This window comes from Corynebacterium sp. LK33, assembly GCF_014334955.1.
Taxonomy (GTDB): Bacteria; Actinomycetota; Actinomycetes; order Mycobacteriales; family Mycobacteriaceae; genus Corynebacterium; species Corynebacterium jeikeium_D.
In genome coordinates, this window is record NZ_PDGU01000011.1 from 136,861 (window position 1) to 153,992 (window position 17,132).

12 protein-coding genes are annotated in these 17,132 nt (G+C 59.7%); 9 read left to right on the forward strand and 3 right to left on the reverse strand.

What is annotated here, in order from left to right; genetic code table 11:
• Positions 1–13: 13 nt before the first annotated feature.
• Positions 14–1,492, reverse strand: a complete 1,479-nt coding sequence (gene dacB, locus CRD20_RS03970; RefSeq protein ID WP_370545858.1) for a D-alanyl-D-alanine carboxypeptidase/D-alanyl-D-alanine-endopeptidase — start codon at positions 1,490–1,492, stop codon at positions 14–16.
• 124 nt (positions 1,493–1,616) lie between these two features.
• Here dacB and CRD20_RS03975 point away from each other — a divergent pair, with 124 nt between their 5' ends.
• The 6 genes from CRD20_RS03975 (at position 1,617) to CRD20_RS04000 (ending at position 10,659) form a co-directional block, all read left to right on the forward strand.
• A complete protein-coding gene (locus CRD20_RS03975; protein ID WP_005510088.1) occupies positions 1,617–2,090 on the forward strand; it encodes an inorganic diphosphatase in 474 nt (157 codons plus the stop codon).
• Between the two features lie 153 nt (positions 2,091–2,243).
• On the forward strand, positions 2,244–2,540 hold the full coding sequence (locus CRD20_RS03980) for a rhodanese-like domain-containing protein (RefSeq protein ID WP_016421494.1): 297 nt from the start codon (positions 2,244–2,246) through the stop codon (positions 2,538–2,540).
• Between the two features lie 157 nt (positions 2,541–2,697).
• Complete coding sequence (locus tag CRD20_RS03985) at positions 2,698–3,552, forward strand: MarR family winged helix-turn-helix transcriptional regulator (RefSeq protein WP_187404873.1); 855 nt, start codon at positions 2,698–2,700, stop codon at positions 3,550–3,552.
• Positions 3,549–7,598, forward strand: a complete 4,050-nt coding sequence (locus CRD20_RS03990) for a Pls/PosA family non-ribosomal peptide synthetase (protein ID WP_187404874.1) — start codon at positions 3,549–3,551, stop codon at positions 7,596–7,598. Before CRD20_RS03985 ends, CRD20_RS03990 begins: the two co-directional genes overlap by 4 nt.
• A 95-nt stretch (positions 7,599–7,693) precedes the next feature.
• Positions 7,694–9,415 (forward strand): AMP-binding protein, encoded by a 1,722-nt coding sequence (locus CRD20_RS03995; protein WP_187404875.1) that lies wholly within the window; start codon positions 7,694–7,696, stop codon positions 9,413–9,415.
• Positions 9,416–9,537: 122 nt separating this feature from the next.
• The gene (locus CRD20_RS04000; RefSeq protein ID WP_187404876.1) at positions 9,538–10,659 is read left to right on the forward strand and encodes a Dyp-type peroxidase; all 1,122 of its coding nucleotides are present in this window, start codon (positions 9,538–9,540) and stop codon (positions 10,657–10,659) included.
• Positions 10,660–10,923: 264 nt separating this feature from the next.
• Here the strand turns inward: CRD20_RS04000 and ppk2 are convergent, their stop codons facing one another.
• Positions 10,924–11,823, reverse strand: coding sequence for a polyphosphate kinase 2 (gene ppk2, locus CRD20_RS04005; RefSeq protein WP_005510168.1), 900 nt, complete (start codon positions 11,821–11,823; stop codon positions 10,924–10,926).
• Between the two features lie 153 nt (positions 11,824–11,976).
• Between ppk2 and CRD20_RS04010 the strand changes: the two genes are divergently transcribed.
• Complete coding sequence (locus CRD20_RS04010; RefSeq protein WP_070437789.1) at positions 11,977–12,453, forward strand: DIP1984 family protein; 477 nt, start codon at positions 11,977–11,979, stop codon at positions 12,451–12,453.
• Between the two features lie 340 nt (positions 12,454–12,793).
• Here CRD20_RS04010 and groL read toward each other — a convergent pair whose 3' ends face one another.
• Positions 12,794–14,419, reverse strand: coding sequence for a chaperonin GroEL (groL, locus tag CRD20_RS04015; protein WP_016421501.1), 1,626 nt, complete (start codon positions 14,417–14,419; stop codon positions 12,794–12,796).
• A gap of 327 nt (positions 14,420–14,746) precedes the next feature.
• Here groL and CRD20_RS04020 point away from each other — a divergent pair, with 327 nt between their 5' ends.
• Positions 14,747–16,132: a dipeptidase gene (locus tag CRD20_RS04020; RefSeq protein ID WP_187404877.1), complete on the forward strand. Its 1,386-nt coding sequence runs from the start codon at positions 14,747–14,749 to the stop codon at positions 16,130–16,132.
• Positions 16,133–16,369: 237 nt separating this feature from the next.
• The gene (locus tag CRD20_RS04025) at positions 16,370–16,924 is read left to right on the forward strand and encodes a hypothetical protein (RefSeq protein WP_076772329.1); all 555 of its coding nucleotides are present in this window, start codon (positions 16,370–16,372) and stop codon (positions 16,922–16,924) included.
• Positions 16,925–17,132 lie beyond the last annotated feature (208 nt).

Sequence of the window (17,132 nt, forward strand, 5' to 3'; positions counted from 1 at the left end):
AATGAATCTCAGTTTAGATATCTGCCAGTGCGCTCGCTGCTTTATCCGCCGCAGCTCTTGCTGGCAACAGGCTCGCTTCATTGGAAATAAATGCGAACGTCAGCACCTGCCCCGACTTCGTCACCACATACCCCGCCAGCGCCGAGGCCTTATTCAGTGTGCCGGTTTTCGCACGTACGATGCCCGCTCCGGGCTGGCCAGCAAAGCGCGTCGCCAGAGTGCCGGACACCGCCGCCACCGGCAGGCTATCCAGCAGTGGGCGCAACGACGTGCTTTCCGACGACTCCTGCGACTCCGCCAGTCCTCCCTGCTCAGCCGATTCCACCGGCCCCGCGGCGGAATTGAGCACCTCGGAGAGATGCTGCGGAGAAATACGGTTATCCGTGCTCAGGCCGCTGGAGTCCGACAGCACCGCACCATCGAGAGGAAAACCGTGCTCCGCGAGAGTGTCACGCACGGCACGTGCGGCCCCCTCAAAGGTCGGCGGCAGACCGCGAGAGATAGCCACCTCACGGGCAATGGACTCTGCGAGCACGTTGTCGCTGTAAATCATCATCTCGTGCACACGGGTAACTAGCGGAGCCGACTGCACGAGCGCAACAATGTCTGGGTCCAGAGGTAGTGACTGACCATCCTTGGCTGCATCCCTCAGGCTGCCTCCGTTTTCCGCACCAAGCGCCTTGGCCAGCGCATCAGCTGCATCCGCAGCGGGCGTGGCGCTGCGCTGCGATTCTTCATTCGTCGGATCGATACGACCGGCATCCATCATCACCGACTCCACCGGTGCGATGTAGCCGTCCTCCAACCCCTCGCGCTCCCAGGTCTCGTGGAAACTCTCGGTGAATAGAGAGTTGTCGAGATAAACCTTGCCGACCCCCTCCGGAATGACCACGGAAATCTTTTTCGCCAACTCAGCGATTGAAGCCGAGTCCTGGAAGAACCCTTCCCCGTCCTTGCTTAAGGTAGGGTCGCCCCCGCCGTGCAAAACGATGTCATTAGTCCCCGTAACCCGGGAGACGCGGGTGGAAACCCGATGATCTTCACCTAAGTCCAACAGTGCGGCAGACGCGGTGAGAATCTTCATGCTGGACGCCGGCAAGGCCACCGCGGTGTCATTGATCCCCCACAGTTTCTGGCCGGTCGAAGCATCGCTGACAATTCCATGCAGCTCACCGAAGGCTGGATCAGCCGCAGCAGCGTCCATGATGGCGCTGACTTTTTGGGCCAGAGTGCCGTCGTCAAGCGAAGACTGCGCAGCCGTCACGGGAACAGAAGCATGACTGACGGCGGGCGGCGCATCGACCACAATCTGACGATTGTTATTGACGACAACCGCTACGCCGCTGCCCGCTGCGATAACGAGAACACCGGCGATGGCACCGCCGATTTTCAGTCCACGCGACTTCTTGGACTTGCCGGATTTTACGGAACTGGGCGATTTTTGCGTGCCCTTAGCGGCGGTTTTGGAGCTGTCAGAGTCGGTACTACCCACGGTCACAAACACCTTCTTCCTGGAAACAAAACCTCACTTAAGGTGCACAAATAAACGGTTTTGAGCGGGTTTCGCATAAGATAGCCGTCAGAGAAGTGTACACCGATTATAAGGAGTCATCGCCGTGAGCGTTGAGGTCACTATTGAGATCCCGAAGGGTCAGCGCAACAAGTACGAAGTCGATCACGAGACCGGCAAGGTCTACCTCGACCGTTACCTGTTCACCCCAATGGCCTACCCGGCCGACTACGGCTTCATCGATGAAACCCTCGGCGAGGATGGCGATCCGTTGGACGCTCTCGTGATTCTGCCGGAGCCGGTTTTCCCGGGCGTTATTGTCAAGGCTCGTCCGCTCGGCGTTTTCAAGATGACCGACGAGGCCGGCGGCGACGACAAGCTGCTGTGCGTCCTGGATGATGTCCGCTTCGATCACTACCAGGACATCGACGATGTTTCCCAGTTCACCAAGGACGAGATCGAGCACTTCTTCGTCCACTACAAGGACCTGGAGCCGGGCAAGGAAGTTTCCGGTTCGGGCTGGGGCGACAAGGCTGAGGCTGAGCGCATCCTGGCTGAGGCTATCGAGCGCCACAAGTAAGAGCCACAATTAAGAATTGCGCTAGCCAATCCCCCTTCCTGGGGCTCACACCTTTGACGCAATTCCTGTGATTCAGCGCTACGGCCGTCGGAGTTTTCCTCCGGCGGCCTTTGTGCTTCCGGCGATAAGGCCAGATTGCGTATAGTGCGCACTATGGAAACCGTAAACGTATCCGAAGTACCCGAAGACGCACAGATCATTGACGTCCGCTCACAGATGGAGTGGGATGACGGCCACGCCACCGGCGCCGTTCACATCCCCATGGAAGAGATTCCGTCCCGCTACGGCGAGCTAGATTTGGATTCCGACATTTACCTGATGTGCCGCTCCGGTGGACGTGCCGCTCAGGTTTCTTCCTGGTTGGAGAAGAACGGTATCGACACCATCGTCATCACCGGCGGCATGATCGACTGGGAGCACTTCGGCCGCCCAATGGAGAAGGCCAACTAAATCAACTACAACTGCCCTGCCTACCTGCAGGGCAGTTTTTCATTTATTTACCCACCCCAAAGCACCGACCTTCTAACAATCCGCAGGCAAACATGGGCATTATTAGTTGGCCATGTCCCATTATTGATGGTTCCCCAGATTGTCTAGTATGGGAAGTATGTCTGATTCATCCGTACTTTCCTCGGCGGACTCAGCCGACACCAGCGGTGGCGTGGCAGCCGACGTAGACGCGAAGGTGCCTACTGTCGACGCACAGAGCGGCACCAAGGCGAAGAAGGCTCGCAAGGGGGCGAAAGCCAAAAACAAGGCCAGCGCTAAGTCCAGCACTAAGTCCAAGTGCAAGCCCGGCTCCGCAAGCGAACTCGCCGTCACACCGGCCGCCCTGCGCAAATCCGCGTCCTGGTGCCTGGCACAGCTCGATGTGGCTGTCCGCGCCAGTGTCAACGCGGCTCTGGGCCGCACTCAGATTGAGTCGATTTCCAACCGCGGGTATTGGGTTCTGGAGGCCATCGCCGATGGCGGCGACATGGCTCAAACCGAGCTGAGCGCGCTGCTCGGCATGGACCGCTCTGACATGGTTCGCCTGATTGACTCTCTGGAGTCGGCAAATCTAGTCGAACGCACCCGAGACTCCAAGGATCGACGCCGCCAGCTCATCGCGCTGACAGAAACGGGCAACACCACCCGCGCATCTCTGCGACGCTCACTCCGCAGAGCCGAACGCGCCGCCGTCGCCGAATGCGCACCCGAGGTACGCGCGCTGCTTGCATCGCTTGCCGACGACTCCGCTGCAAGCCCCGAAACTGACTCCGGCACTCCGCTTTCTGACAATGCCGGCGCAAAGAACCCCGAGACCGCTACCCCAGAGGTCACGGCCGCTGAGACAGACACCAAGGACATGGCGGAGAATAAGACGCAGGCGACGTCGTCAAGCGATGCCCCACGTCCTAAACGTAAGAAGTCGAAGAAGAAAAAGCGCAAGAAGAAGAATAAGAAGGGGTCTTCTAAGTGACAACCACTGAAGCGAAGTTCCTACGCGCTACGGAACAGCCGCTTGAGCGCACACTCATTGACATTGTCCGGGCGACCGCGCGAAGGTTCCCCGAGGCTGAGGCCATCGATGACGGCGAGGTTGTCGTCACGTATGCGGAGTTGATTAACGAGATTGATTCCACAGCTACGTGGCTCTACGAACAGGGCATCCGTCGCGGCGACCGCATTGGTGTGCGGATGCCGTCGGGAAGCCGCGAGCTCTACCTGGCAATTTTGTCCATCATGGCCGCCGGTGCCGCCTACGTTCCGGTGGATGCGGATGACCCCGACGAGCGTGCAGAAATGGTCTTCGGCGAGGCCGGGATTGCCGGTTACTTCGATGCTGAAGGCCTGCATTTGGCTGGCTCCACGGCACGTAATCGCCCCCGCCCGCTGGACTCCGACGCCGACTCCGACGAGGAAGAGACGGAACCGACGCCGCCGAGCGCACGCGAGATCATCTCGCAGGAGCCCACTCCTGACGATGACTGCTGGATTATTTTCACCTCTGGCTCCACCGGCAAGCCCAAGGGCGTGGCGGTCACCCACCGCAGCGCCGCCGCTTTTGTCGATGCGGAGGCCCGCTGGTTCTTGGCCAACCACCCGGAAGGACCGCTCGGCCCGGATGACCGCGTTCTCGCCGGCTTATCCGTCGCCTTCGACGCCTCCTGTGAGGAAATGTGGCTGGCCTGGCGAAATGGTGCCTGCCTGGTGCCGGCTCCGCGTTCGCTGGTGCGCTCCGGCGTGGACCTGGGCCCATGGCTGATTTCCCGCCACATCACCGCTGTTTCCACAGTTCCGACGCTGGCCGGCCTGTGGCCCGCCGAGGCGCTCGACAGCGTGCGCCTGCTCATCGTCGGCGGCGAGGCCTGCCCGCAAGAGCTGGTCGAGCGTCTGTCCACCCCAGAGCGCGAAATGTGGAACACCTACGGCCCCACCGAGGCCACCGTCGTGGCCTCCGGCATCGAGCTGAAGCCCGGCAAGCCCGTAACCATCGGTTTTCCTCTGGACGGCTGGGACCTCACCGTCATCGACGAAGAGGGCAACCCCGTCCCACCGGGCACCAAGGGCGAGCTGGTCATCGGCGGCGTGGGACTCGCACGCTATCTGGATCCGGAGAAGGACGCCGAGAAGTACGCGCCGCTGCCAGCCCTCGGCTGGGAGCGTGCGTACCGCACCGGCGACCACGTCATCATGGATGAGGACGGACTGTACTTCACCGGCCGCGTCGACGATCAGGTGAAAATCGGCGGGCGCCGTATAGAGCTCGGCGAGGTCGAGGCGCACCTGGCTGCCCTCCCCGGCGCTACTCAGGCGACTGTCGTGGTGCAGAAGACCGGTGCTGGCGATTCCATCCTGGTCGGCTACGTCGGCGCCGGTGGCGACGCCGCAGCCATGGACTACGACAAGTGCATGGATACTCTCCGCGATGCCATGCCAGCCGCGATGGTGCCACGCCTGCACATCATGGATGAGCTGCCGGTTCGTACCTCCGGCAAGGTCGACAAGGCGGCGTTGCCGTGGCCACTGCCTGCGCGTGCGGGTGAGGGCGACGTCGACAAGCTGAGCCCTGTAGAGAAGTGGCTGTCCGACATCTGGGCGGACGTGCTGTCCGTACCTGCGCCCGGCGCGGCCTCGGACTTCTTCGCCCTGGGCGGCACGTCCTTGGCGGCGGCGAGCGTCATTGCGCGCATTCGCCAGCGCGCCCCGCAGGTCGCCGTGCGCGATCTCTACGACCACCCGCGCCTGGGCAATCTCGCCGAAGAGCTGGTCGCGCGCGGTTTCATCAGCGACGACATGCTTGCCGACGACGCCAGCGACCCCACCGCGCACCTAGAAAAGGTACCCGAGCCGACGCCTGTCTCCCGTAAGACCCGTTGGGCCCAGGTGGGCCTCATGGTGCCATTGCAGTGGGCACGTGGCATGCGCTGGGTAACGTGGCTTGCGATTATCAACTGGGTTATCGGCGGACCGCTGGCGCTACCAGGCTGGTTGGTGGCCGTACTGGCCGTGCTGTTCCTGACCCCGCTGGGGGTCATGCCCATCAACGCGGCGACGACACGCCTGCTCACGCGCAACATCACCCCGGGTGATTACCCGCGAGGCGGTTCGGTACACCTGCGGCTATGGGCGGCCGAACGCCTGGCGGAGAGCTCTGGCGCCCACTCTGTGGCGGGCGCTCCGTTCGTGCTGTGGTACGCCCGCATGCTGGGTGCCCGCATTGGTAAGGGTGTGAATCTGCACGCGCTGCCGCCGGTGACGGGTCTGGTCAAACTGGATGATTACTGCTCGATCGAGCCGGAGGTAGACCTGTCCGGATACTGGGTCGATGGCGATGTCGTCCACGTCGGCGAGGTCACTATTGGCAAGCACGCCCGCATCGGTGCCCGTTCAACGCTGCTGCCCGGCGCGCGTATTGGCAATGACGCTCACATCGAGGCGGGTTCCACCGTCACCGGTGAGAAGAAGGTCAAGGCTGGCGCGCGCTGGTCGGGTTCCCCGGCTCGCAAGGTCGGTCGGTCCAAGCACCGCTTCCCGGAGGAAGTTCCGCCGGCTCGCCGCCACTGGGTGGCTATCTACGGTCTTACCGCTGTCTTGCTGACATTGGTGCCGCTGTCCGCTGCGGTCGCGATGGCTGCTGTCATCGGTTGGGGCACGGGGCTTATCGACGGCACCACCGAGCTAGCCACCTCGAATCTCTGGTCAACGCTGGGCAATGCCGTGCTGTGGACTATTCCCGCCACCTTCGTCGGTGTTGCGGTGTATGCCCTGCTGACGCTGATTCTCGTGCGCCTGTTCAGCATCGGTCTGAAGCCGGGAGTGTTCCCGGTGCGTTCGCGCGTGGGTTGGCAGTCCTGGGCGACAATTCGCCTGATGGACGCTGCCCGTCACGACCTGTTCTTCATCTACGCCTCCATGCTGACGCCGCTGTGGCTGCGTGCACTGGGCGCCCAAATTGGTCACGACAGCGAAGTCTCCACCGCGATTGGTATTCCGAAGTTCTTGCACGTCAAGGACGAGTCCTTCTTGGCTGACGACACCATGGTCGGCAGCTACGAGCTCGGCGGTGGTTGGTTGCTGGTGGGCGACTCCCGCATCGGCAAGCGCGCCTTCCTGGGCAACTCCGGCATCACGCTTCCAGAACGCAAGCTGGCGAAGAACTCGCTGGTGGCCGTGCTGTCCTCTACCCCGAAGAAGACCAAGTCCGGCTCCAACTGGTGGGGTTCGCCGCCGGAGCGCATGCGCCGCGTGGGCACCGTCTCCAGCGATGAGTCGGCGCAGACCTACCGTCCAACTACGGGATTGAAGGTCGCCCGCAGCATTGTGGAAACGCTGCGCGTCCTGGCGCCGATGGTCTCTCTCATGCTGGCGACGATCACGCTGTTTAGTCTGCAGGGAATTGGCATGTTCACCGCGGAGTTGGTCACTGCAGGTGGCGTCAACGCTGCCCTGCTCGGCCTGGTGGTCGCGTGGCTGCTCTCCCCTGCCGTGCTGCTGATTGTTGGTGTGCTGGGGCTGTTGGTCACGGTCGTGGCCAAGTGGGTGTGCGTCGGCAAGCACAAGCCCGGTGATCACCCGCTGTGGAGCAAGTTCGTCTGGCTCAACGAGCTGCAGGATGCATTCGTCGAAATGGTCGCCGCGCCGTGGTACCTGAACCCGGCGATGGCCACCGGCGGTATCGCACGCGCAATGCGTCTGCTCGGCGCGAACGTCGGCCACGGCGTGTGGCTGGAGACGTACTGGCTGCCCGAGACCGACCTGGTCACCATCGAGCGGGGTGCCTCTGTCGGCCGCGGTTGTGTCGTTCAGACGCACCTGTTCACCGACCGTGTAATGACGCTCGACACCGTCCACATCGGACACGGCTCCGTGCTGGGACCGCACTCAGTCGCACTGCCGGCATCTGTGCTTGACGACGGCTGCCGCGTCGAGCCCGGTTCTCTCGTCATGCGCGGTGACCACGTTCCTGCGCACACCTCCTGGCGAGGTAACCCAATTGAGCCAGTAGTGGCCAAGAAGAAGTAGGGCTGCGCGGGTGGAGTGAAAGCCACCCGCGAAAACTCTTCCCCTATTTTGTGAAATCCTTTCGTATTGCAATCCAACCATTTACCCTAATTCCTATGACTATTTTCCCTGACAAAAATGGTTTGGATCAGCCAATTACCCCACTGCGATTTCTAGAGCGCAGTGCCCGCGTCCACCCGAACAAAGTTGGCTTCGTCGACGGCCCACGTCGCATCACCTTCGCCGAAATGGCCGCCGACGCGCAGGCCTTCGCACATGCACTTATCGACGATGGCCTGCAGAAAAACGACCGGGTCGGCGTGCTCGCGGCAAATAGTTACGAGGCACTCCTCGCACAGTTCGCTATTCCATTGGCAGGTGGCGTCGTTGTCGCTATTAATACTCGCCTGGCTGCGAAGGAAATCGAATACATCCTCGAGCATTCTGAAATCACCACGCTGCTCGGTGAACAAGCTTTGATTGACCAAGCGCTTCCGACAGTCGGGCACCTACTTAAGCAGGTCATCTACATCGCAGACGGCGAAGGCAACGAACCCGAGATTGTTGGCACCTCGGCATACCAGGCTGAGAATACGGCCGCTGTTACCTTTAGCCAGTACTTGGCTGGGGACGACGTCGTCAAGCGTGGGAAGAATCGTCCGAACCTGCCCTACAGCGTCGATGACGAGCACGACCCCATTGCCATCAATTACACCTCGGGCACGACGGGAAAACCGAAAGGTGTGGTGTACACGCATCGCGGCGCATATCTGAATGCGCTTGGCCAGGTGCAGACTATGCACTTCAATCACTACACCGTTTACCTGTGGACTCTGCCGATGTTTCACTGTTCCGGCTGGTGTACCGGGTGGGCAGCGATGTCGACCAGTGCTCGCCAAGTTGCGATTCGCGCCGTCCGCGGGCCGGAAATGTGGCGCCTTATTGTAGAGGAGGGTGTTACCTCAATGTGCGGTGCGCCTGCTGTGCTGACCACACTCGTCGATGACGATAACAAGCGTCGCGTCACCAACCTGCGCATTATGACTGCAGGCGCACCGCCGAGTCCGACAATCATCACGCGCTGTGAAAATATTGGCGTCGAAATCACGCACGTGTATGGTCTCACTGAGTCTTACGGCCCCTTCACGGTCTGCGAGTCCCAACCCGATTGGAAGGACATGACCGTGCGTCGCCGCGCCGTCCTCAAGGCTCGCCAGGGTGTCGCTACCGTAACTAACCAGGACGTTCGCATCGTCGAACAATCCGACGCACTCGATACACCTCTGATTGACGTACCTAACGACGGTGCCACCATCGGCGAAATTATTATGACTGGCAACGGTGTCATGAATGGTTATTTCAAGGACCCCGAGGCCACCGAACACGCGTTCCGCGGCGGCTGGTTCCACACCGGCGACCTTGGTGTTATGCATCCGGATGGCTATATTCAGCTGCTCGACCGCGCAAAAGACGTTATCGTCTCCGGCGGTGAGAACATCTCTACTATTGAAGTCGAACAGGCTGTGGTCAGCTACCCAGATGTATCCGACTGTGCTGTCATCGGCGTGCCGGATGACAAGTGGGGCGAGCGTCCACGCGCCTACGTTGTATTGCGCCCGGAGGCTCGCTGCCAGGGCACCGCGGAAGAAGTTGCCGAGCACCATAAGAACGTGGCCGAAGTTGTCATTGCCCACTGTCGCGCTCATATCGCCGGTTACAAGATTCCACGCGATGTTGTCGTAATTGATGAGTTGCCGCGAACCTCCACCGGCAAGGTGCGCAAGAATGAGCTGCGCGACCTAGCCTGGGCAAGCGAAAAGACGCGCATTAAGGGGTAACAGAGGGTCGAGGTCATTGCTCCTGCGGAGCTTCTACTTTGGAACTCATAGCCAGTCGAATGCGATTAAGCTCGTAGTCATAAAAGCTATCTATCCCACCTCTTTTCAAGGAGTGACCTCGAGTGACACAGGCTTCCGAAACTTCCCTGAGGGGCGCCAAGATTCCGTTCGATGGCCCGGTCCAGTCAGGCGTTGAACAGCCCGGCCAAGCACATCTCCGCCTCGTCGCATTCGATTTGAAGGACGGCGTCGACGCAGCAGATCTGAAGGCACTGTTCTCCTCACTTACCGACGTTGCCCGCCGCCTCACCCAAGGCCAGGACATCGAGGGGTATCTGGAACCGGAAATGGTTGCAGCCACTGCAAACCTGACCATTACCGCAGGTTTCGGTGAGCGCATCTTCGATGTGCTCGGCAAGCCAGAGCGCAAGCCGGCTGGTCTGCACGATATCCCGTCATTCCAGCATGACATGCTCCGCCCTGAGTGGGGTCAGTCTGACTTCGCTCTGCAGTTGTGCGGTGATGATCTCGTCACCGTTTCGGCCGCGTCCCGTCTACTGGAAAAGAAGGCGGCTCCGTGGGCTCGCGTGAAGTGGTTCCAGAAGGGCTTTTCCTACGCCTGGGGTTCGCAGCCTCACGGCGCTACCCCACGCAACCCGCTGGGTCAGCTCGACGGCACCGTCAACCCGTCCACTCCGGAGGAATGGTCCGAACAGGTGTGGATTGACTCCAAGGACAAGGCGATTAACAACTCCTGCATGATGGTTGTTCGCCGTATTGCGCTCGACTTGAACAATTGGGATGAGCTCAGCACCGACGAACGCTCCATCGTTATCGGTCGTGACTTCCACACCGGCGCTCCTCTTTCCGGCGGCAATGACGAGTTCGATGAAGAGGACATGGACGCCGTCGATGACCAGGGCGAGTATCTCATCCACCGCCAGTCTCACTTGGCGCTTTCCCGTGAGCAGGATGGTCAGCCTGACGACGCCCTGCGTCGCCGCGCCTATGCCTACGAAGACCAACCCGGTGAGCCGGCCTTCCCGTTCGAAGGACCGAACGTTGGCCTGGTCTGGGTTGCATTCCAGAAGAACCCGGACAACCAGTTCAGCGCAATCCAGGCCCGTTTGGATCGCGGCGATTTGCTCAATGAGTGGAACCGTCACATCGGCTCCGCTGTGTATTGGATCGCCCCTGGCACTACCCCGGATTCCTACTGGGGTCAGGAGTTGATTGAGGGGTAGAGGCTGCAAGCTGGCGGACTAAAACCTGGCGGGCTGCAAATGTGAAACTGTCCTAGTTTATGACACTTTCGGGCAAAATTTCTGGCCGTTTTTGTCATAAACTCAGTCACTAACTCGCACTGGCCCGCCGTCGTCAGCCATAAGGGCATCGCCCCGGCGTCGTCACACACCGCCGCCAGCCATAAGAAAACGCCCGCCGAGTGCCTGAGCACTCCTGCGGGCGTTTCTTCTAGACAAGAACTTTGTCAGTCACGGACCACCGAACTAGTCACCAATCTGGTCACGGCCACGCTTAACAATCTTCGGGTCCGGAGTACCAACCAGCTCGTGGTCCTTCTCCGTGTACTCGAACTTGCTCAGCACATAACGCATTGCGTTGATGCGGGCACGCTTCTTGTCGTTGGACTTAATGGTAATCCACGGGGACTCATCCGTATCCGTGTAGCGGAACTGCTCTTCCTTTGCGCGGGTATAGTCACCCCAACGGTCCAGCGATGCGAGGTCCATCGGAGAGAGCTTCCACTGACGTACCGGGTCAACCTGGCGAATAGCGAAGCGAGTGCGCTGCTCCTTCTGGGTCACAGAGAACCACAGCTTGGTCAGCGAAATACCGGAGCCCAGAATCATGTTCTCCAGCATCGGGACCTCACGCAGGAACTCTGCGTGCTGCGACTCAGTACAGAAACCCATCACGCGCTCAACGCCCGAACGGTTGTACCAAGAACGGTCGAAGAAGACGATTTCACCAGCGCACGGGAAGTGCTCAATGTAGCGCTGGAAGTACCACGATGTGGACTCACGCGGAGACGGCTTTTCCAGAGCCACAGTACGAGCACCACGCGGATTCAGGTGCTCGTTAAAACGCTTAATGGTACCGCCCTTACCAGCGGCGTCACGGCCTTCGAAGAGGATGATGTGCTTCTGACCAGTTTCCTTGGTCCAGTTCTGCCACTTCAGAAGCTCAATCTGCAGCTTCCTCTTAATAGACTCATATTCCTTACGAGTCATGCGCTCCTCGTACGGGTAGCCATCGCGCCAGGTATCAACCCGCTCACCGTCTGGAGTGACCAGTACCGGATCGTCCTCATCAGAATCATCGACGACGTAACCTTCGGTCTTCGCCAAATCGACGATGTGGAATTCCTCTTCATTCTTGTCAGCCATACCCCTTATCCTACTGAATTTCTCTGCCACGCGTCCCCCATGCGGGTGCCCTTACCTGCAATTTCCCAGTAGTTAACGTTCCGTCTTACCGAAATTGAGGGGTGGGACTGCACGCATCGACCGTCGATAAGCACTGCGCGTACAATAAATGCCATGTTGTTATCCGAAGCTCTTGCCGCACGATCCGAAGTTTCCGACCGGCTGGCTGAGATTAATCGCCGTCTTTCGCTAGTAGCGCAGGTGCAGGAAGGCGATACGCCTGATGAAGATCCGCAAGCGCTTATTGCCGAAGCCGAGCGTCTGATGGCGCGCTTCGAATGGCTGGTGCGCTCGATTAACGCAACGAATTCCGCTACTGCCTTCGAGGACGGAACGCTTAGCGACGCACTTGCGAAGCGCGACCACCTGCTAACACGGCGGCGGTTCTACACCTCCGCAGCCGATCAGGGCTCGGGTCGGCGGGATCGATACTCAGCTTCGGAGATTCGCTATGTCGCCACTGTGGATATCCGGTCGCTGCGCCAGAAAGCCGACAAGGCGGCGAAGGAATACCGGGACTTGGATACCCGTATTCAGCAGGCGAACTGGTCAACCGAGCTTATCGAGGCCGCGGATAAGCCGGCCGAATAGCAAGCAGGGTTCGGTAGCGAGACCAGAAGAATTTCACACTTTGATAAGTCGGTAGTTGCATCCAGATTGTCGGCGAGCGCGACGGCCTGTCTCTGGCCTTAAAGGGACACCTAAAGATCTCACCTGTACTGAGGCAGCAGGATTAATAACAGACAGTCCTCGGCATTGCGTACATGGGTACAGATCATCGGTTATTTTTCACTACCAAGCGCTGAGGCATCTGATGCGACGAGGGTGGGTTCGGGGACTTAAACTTTCTCAAGTTACAGAGCAAAATCGCCGCTGAGGGACACCCCTCAGCGGCGATTTTTAAGGCTAACTCAAGCAGTTGGGACCTCTTTTAGAAGCCCATGCCGCCCATCTCGTCGCCACCCGGCATTGCCGGCATAGCCGGTTCCGGCTTGTCAGCGACAACAGCCTCGGTGGTCAGGAACAGAGCCGCAATGGAAGCAGCGTTCTGCAGTGCGGAGCGGGTAACCTTCACCGGGTCGTTGATTCCGGCTTCCATCAGGTCGATGTACTCACCGGTAGCAGCGTTCAGACCCTCGCCCTGCGGCAGGGAAGCAACCTTCTCGGTGACGACGCCAGCCTCGAGACCAGCGTTCAGAGCAATCTGGCGCAGCGGAGCTGCGAGAGCCGCACGCACGATGCGGACACCAGTTGCCTCGTCGCCGGTCAGACCCAGCTCGTCGTCAAGCACGTGCGAAACCTGCAGCAGTGCGGAACCGCCACCAGCGACGATGCCCTCTTCCACAGCAGCCTTTGCGTTGCGGACGGCATCCTCGATGCGGTGCTTGCGCTCCTTGAGCTCGACCTCGGTTGCGGCGCCAGCCTTGATGACTGCGACACCGCCGGCGAGCTTAGCCAGGCGCTCCTGCAGCTTCTCCTTGTCGTAATCGGAGTCGGAGTTCTCGATCTCAGCGCGAATCTGGTTGACGCGGCCCTCGATAGCGGACTGTTCGCCAGCGCCCTCGACGATGGTGGTCTCGTCCTTGGTGACGACGACCTTGCGAGCGCGACCCAGCAGCGGCAGGTCAGCGGTCTCGAGCGACAGGCCGACCTCCTCAGAGATGACCTGGCCATCGGTCAGGATAGCCATGTCCTGCAGCATTGCCTTACGGCGGTCGCCGAAGCCCGGAGCCTTCACAGCGACAGACTTGAAGGTGCCGCGGATCTTGTTGACGACCAGGGTGGACAGAGCCTCACCCTCGACGTCCTCAGCAATAATCAGCAGCGGCTTGCCGGACTGCATGACCTTCTCAAGCAACGGCAGCAGGTCCTTGATGTTGGAGATCTTGCCGGAAACCAGGAGGATGTACGGATCCTCCAGAACGGCCTCCTGGCGCTCCATGTCGGTGGCGAAGTAACCGGAGATGTAGCCCTTGTCGAAGCGCATACCCTCGGTCAGCTCCAGGTCGAGACCAAAGGTGTTGGCCTCTTCCACGGTAATGACGCCTTCCTTGCCGACCTTGTCCATAGCGGTGGCAATCAGCTCACCGATAGCCGGGTCAGCAGCGGAGATACCAGCGGTAGCAGCAATCTGCTCCTTGGTCTCGATGTCCTTAGCGGACTCCAGCAGCTTCTCGGTAACAGCCGCGACAGCCTTCTCGATGCCGCGCTTGATGCCCATCGGGTTGGAGCCAGCAGCAACGTTGCGCAGCCCCTCGGAAACCAGAGCCTGAGCCAGAACGGTAGCGGTAGTAGTACCGTCACCAGCGACGTCGTCGGTCTTCTTGGCAACTTCCTTGACCAGCTCAGCGCCGATCTTCTCGTAAGGATCCTCAAGTTCGATTTCACGTGCAATGGAGACACCGTCGTTGGTGATCAGCGGTGCGCCCCACTTGCGCTCGAGGACTACGTTGCGACCCTTCGGGCCCAGCGTGACCTTGACAGCGTCTGCCAGGGTATTCAGACCCGTTTCGAGACCGCGGCGGGCCTCCTCGTCAAATGCAATCATCTTAGCCATGAGGTTTGAAGAATCCTCCGTCTATTTATGTGGCACTTACATTGGAAGTTGACCCAGGCGCCCGCGACGGCATGTGATTCGAGGGAAGCGCCGCCCTCTCCATCACCGGAGTCAACACTGTACTTTTTAACGACTTTTCAACACTTGTTTCAGCACACGCATACACAAGGTGTGAAGTTGTTTCTATTAGCACTCAATTAGAGCAAGTGCTAATTCACTTTTCTAGCACTCAACCCCATCGAGTGCAAGGTTAAGCAATGTCACTCCTGGCGTCACTCCTTATGCCACTTCCAACGCCATCATGGTTGTGCGCCTACACTGTCGCACATGAGCATTATTAATAAGGAACTCACGGAGACCCTGCGAGACCACATCTCCAGCCAACGCGAGACCATCCGCACCCAGCTGACCGAGCTGGTGGCTTTCCCCTCCGTACACGGCACCGAAGAAACCAAGCAGGCCTGCATTGACGCAGCTCAGGCGGTTACTGAGATGTACGCAGAGCTGGGCATCGAACTGGAGGCGTACCACACCGTCGACGGCTCGATTGCACTGTCGGGTTTCGTCCCCGGGTCGTCGGAAAGCGCGAAGACCGTACTGCTCTACTCCCATTACGACGTTCAGCCGGCGGGCGACGAATCCGCTTGGACCGCAGATCCGTGGACGCTCGACGAGCGCGACGGTCGCTGGTACGGCCGTGGCACCGCCGACTGCAAGGGCAACGTGGTCATGCACCTAGCTGCGCTGCGCGCGCTGCGTGACGACGCGCTTGCGGGCCGCGTCGACATGCCAAACATCAAGCTCATCGTGGAAGGTTCCGAGGAGCGCGGATCGGCGGGCCTGAACAACCTCATCGCCACGCAGCCGGAGCTTTTCGACGCCGACGTCATCCTCATTGCGGATGTCGGCAATGCCGAGGTTGGCCAGCCGACACTCGTGACCACCCTGCGCGGCACCGCCGATGTGGAAGTTCGCGTCGATGCGCTGGAGCAGCCGGTGCACTCGGGCATGTTCGGCGGCGCAGCTCCGGATGCACTGGCGGCGTTGATTCGTATGCTCGACAGCCTGCGCGATGAAAATGGCTTTACCTCTATTGACGGCCTGGACTGCTCGCAGCGCTGGGAGGGGCTGGACTACGCGCCAGAGACTTTCCGCGCCGACGCAGGTGTACTCGACGGCGTGGACCTAATTAGCAACGAGGACGCTTCCGTCTCTGACCTGACCTGGGCTCGCCCGTCTGTGATTGTGACCGGAATCGACTGCCCACCAGCGACCAATGCTGTCAACGCAATTTCATCGACTGCTATGGCGCACATCAACTTCCGTATCCCAGGCGGCGTCGACCCGGCCGAAGCACAGGAGGCACTGGAGAATCACCTGCGCGCGCATGCTCCGTGGGGCGTGAAGGTGACGGTCGAGCGCGACGAGCTAGCGAACCCATTCCGGGCCAATGTTGAGGGCAAGGTTGTGCAGCTGGTTGCCGACAGCCTGTCGGCCGCCTACGGCAAGGAGACGGCAAGCATGGGCGAGGGAGCCTCGATTCCGCTGTGCGCCACTTTGCTGGAGGCCGTACCAGGTGCTGACATCGCACTCTACGGTGTGGAAGAGCCACAGGCCCGCATTCACTCGGCTGACGAATCGGTGGACCCGAACGAGATTCGCGACATCGCTATTGGCGAGGCGGTTTTCCTAGCTTCCGTCAACGGAATTTAACGGGCACATCAAAAAATCTGCCAGATTATTAGATGAATGACTTGTGTCACATCTTTTTTCTGTAGTAAGGTTCGACCCATGCAGCAGAACATTCTTATTCGAGTAGCGAAGGCTACGAACCCCGGTGGAGGCCGACAGGACTGACCCCTCCACGCGGGGTCTCTGGCCGCAACTTCTCGAAGCACTTGGTTGGTCCGCCACTCACAACAAAGCGATTAAGCAAAGGACCAGAAAAGAATGTTTTCCACTCGCACCCAGAAGAACATGTCCACTTCGACGACCTTCACGGGCAAGCGCCCTTCGTTGGAGCACCAGGACAACGGAAATGTGCGAACTTATTCCGACGATCCGTTTAGGGCTCGCTTCGGACATCGCCTGCCTCGTGGCTTGAGGCAGGAAGCTCGTGGCATGAACTGGCAGAAGTTCAAGGACATTTACTCCCCCACGAACGGCCCGGTTCAAATCAAGAATTTCGAGGCAACTCGTGGCACCCTGGGCCGCTGGAACTTCAACGCTGATTTGTCGCTGACCGACAAGGACGGCCGTACCCGTACCTTCACCCAGGAAATCACCGCTATGGGGCCGGTGTCGGCTTGCACCAACTTGCTGGCTGATGCAGGTTGCCGCGTTGAAATCGTGGAGTTCCACCAGTTCGAGATTTTCGAGGCTACAGCTACCTTTGTCTACGCAGGTCACAACAATGACCATGTGTGGACCATGGGCTTTGGCCAGACTCCGGAAGCTTCCGTGCTCTCCGCTTTGGTCTGTGCTGCTAACCGCTTGCATGGCTAATGTGCAGCTGACATTCGAGTAGCGCACGAGTAATAAATGCGCCAATCTTGGGGCTTGGCAGTCGATTGCCAAGCCCTAAAAAATGCCCAAATCCTCACCCCCAAATTTTCACCACACCGGAAAAAATTTCCCGTTTTCTCACACTCGGTTAACCCCGTTTTGAATACTTAAGTCCCTAAAACGGGGTTGCATGAACCGGTGTGTTCCA

Excerpts from the sequence above, each read along its gene's own strand:
- CRD20_RS03980 (WP_016421494.1), top strand. The coding sequence starts at position 2,244 with ATGGAAACCGTAAACGTATCCGAAGTACCCGAAGACGCACAGATCATT.
- CRD20_RS03985 (WP_187404873.1), top strand. The coding sequence starts at position 2,698 with ATGTCTGATTCATCCGTACTTTCCTCGGCGGACTCAGCCGACACCAGC.
- CRD20_RS03995 (WP_187404875.1), top strand. The coding sequence starts at position 7,694 with ATGACTATTTTCCCTGACAAAAATGGTTTGGATCAGCCAATTACCCCA.
- ppk2 (WP_005510168.1), bottom strand. The coding sequence starts at position 11,823 with ATGGCTGACAAGAATGAAGAGGAATTCCACATCGTCGATTTGGCGAAG.
- CRD20_RS04010 (WP_070437789.1), top strand. The coding sequence starts at position 11,977 with ATGTTGTTATCCGAAGCTCTTGCCGCACGATCCGAAGTTTCCGACCGG.
- groL (WP_016421501.1), bottom strand. The coding sequence starts at position 14,419 with ATGGCTAAGATGATTGCATTTGACGAGGAGGCCCGCCGCGGTCTCGAA.
- CRD20_RS04020 (WP_187404877.1), top strand. The coding sequence starts at position 14,747 with ATGAGCATTATTAATAAGGAACTCACGGAGACCCTGCGAGACCACATC.
- CRD20_RS04025 (WP_076772329.1), top strand. The coding sequence starts at position 16,370 with ATGTTTTCCACTCGCACCCAGAAGAACATGTCCACTTCGACGACCTTC.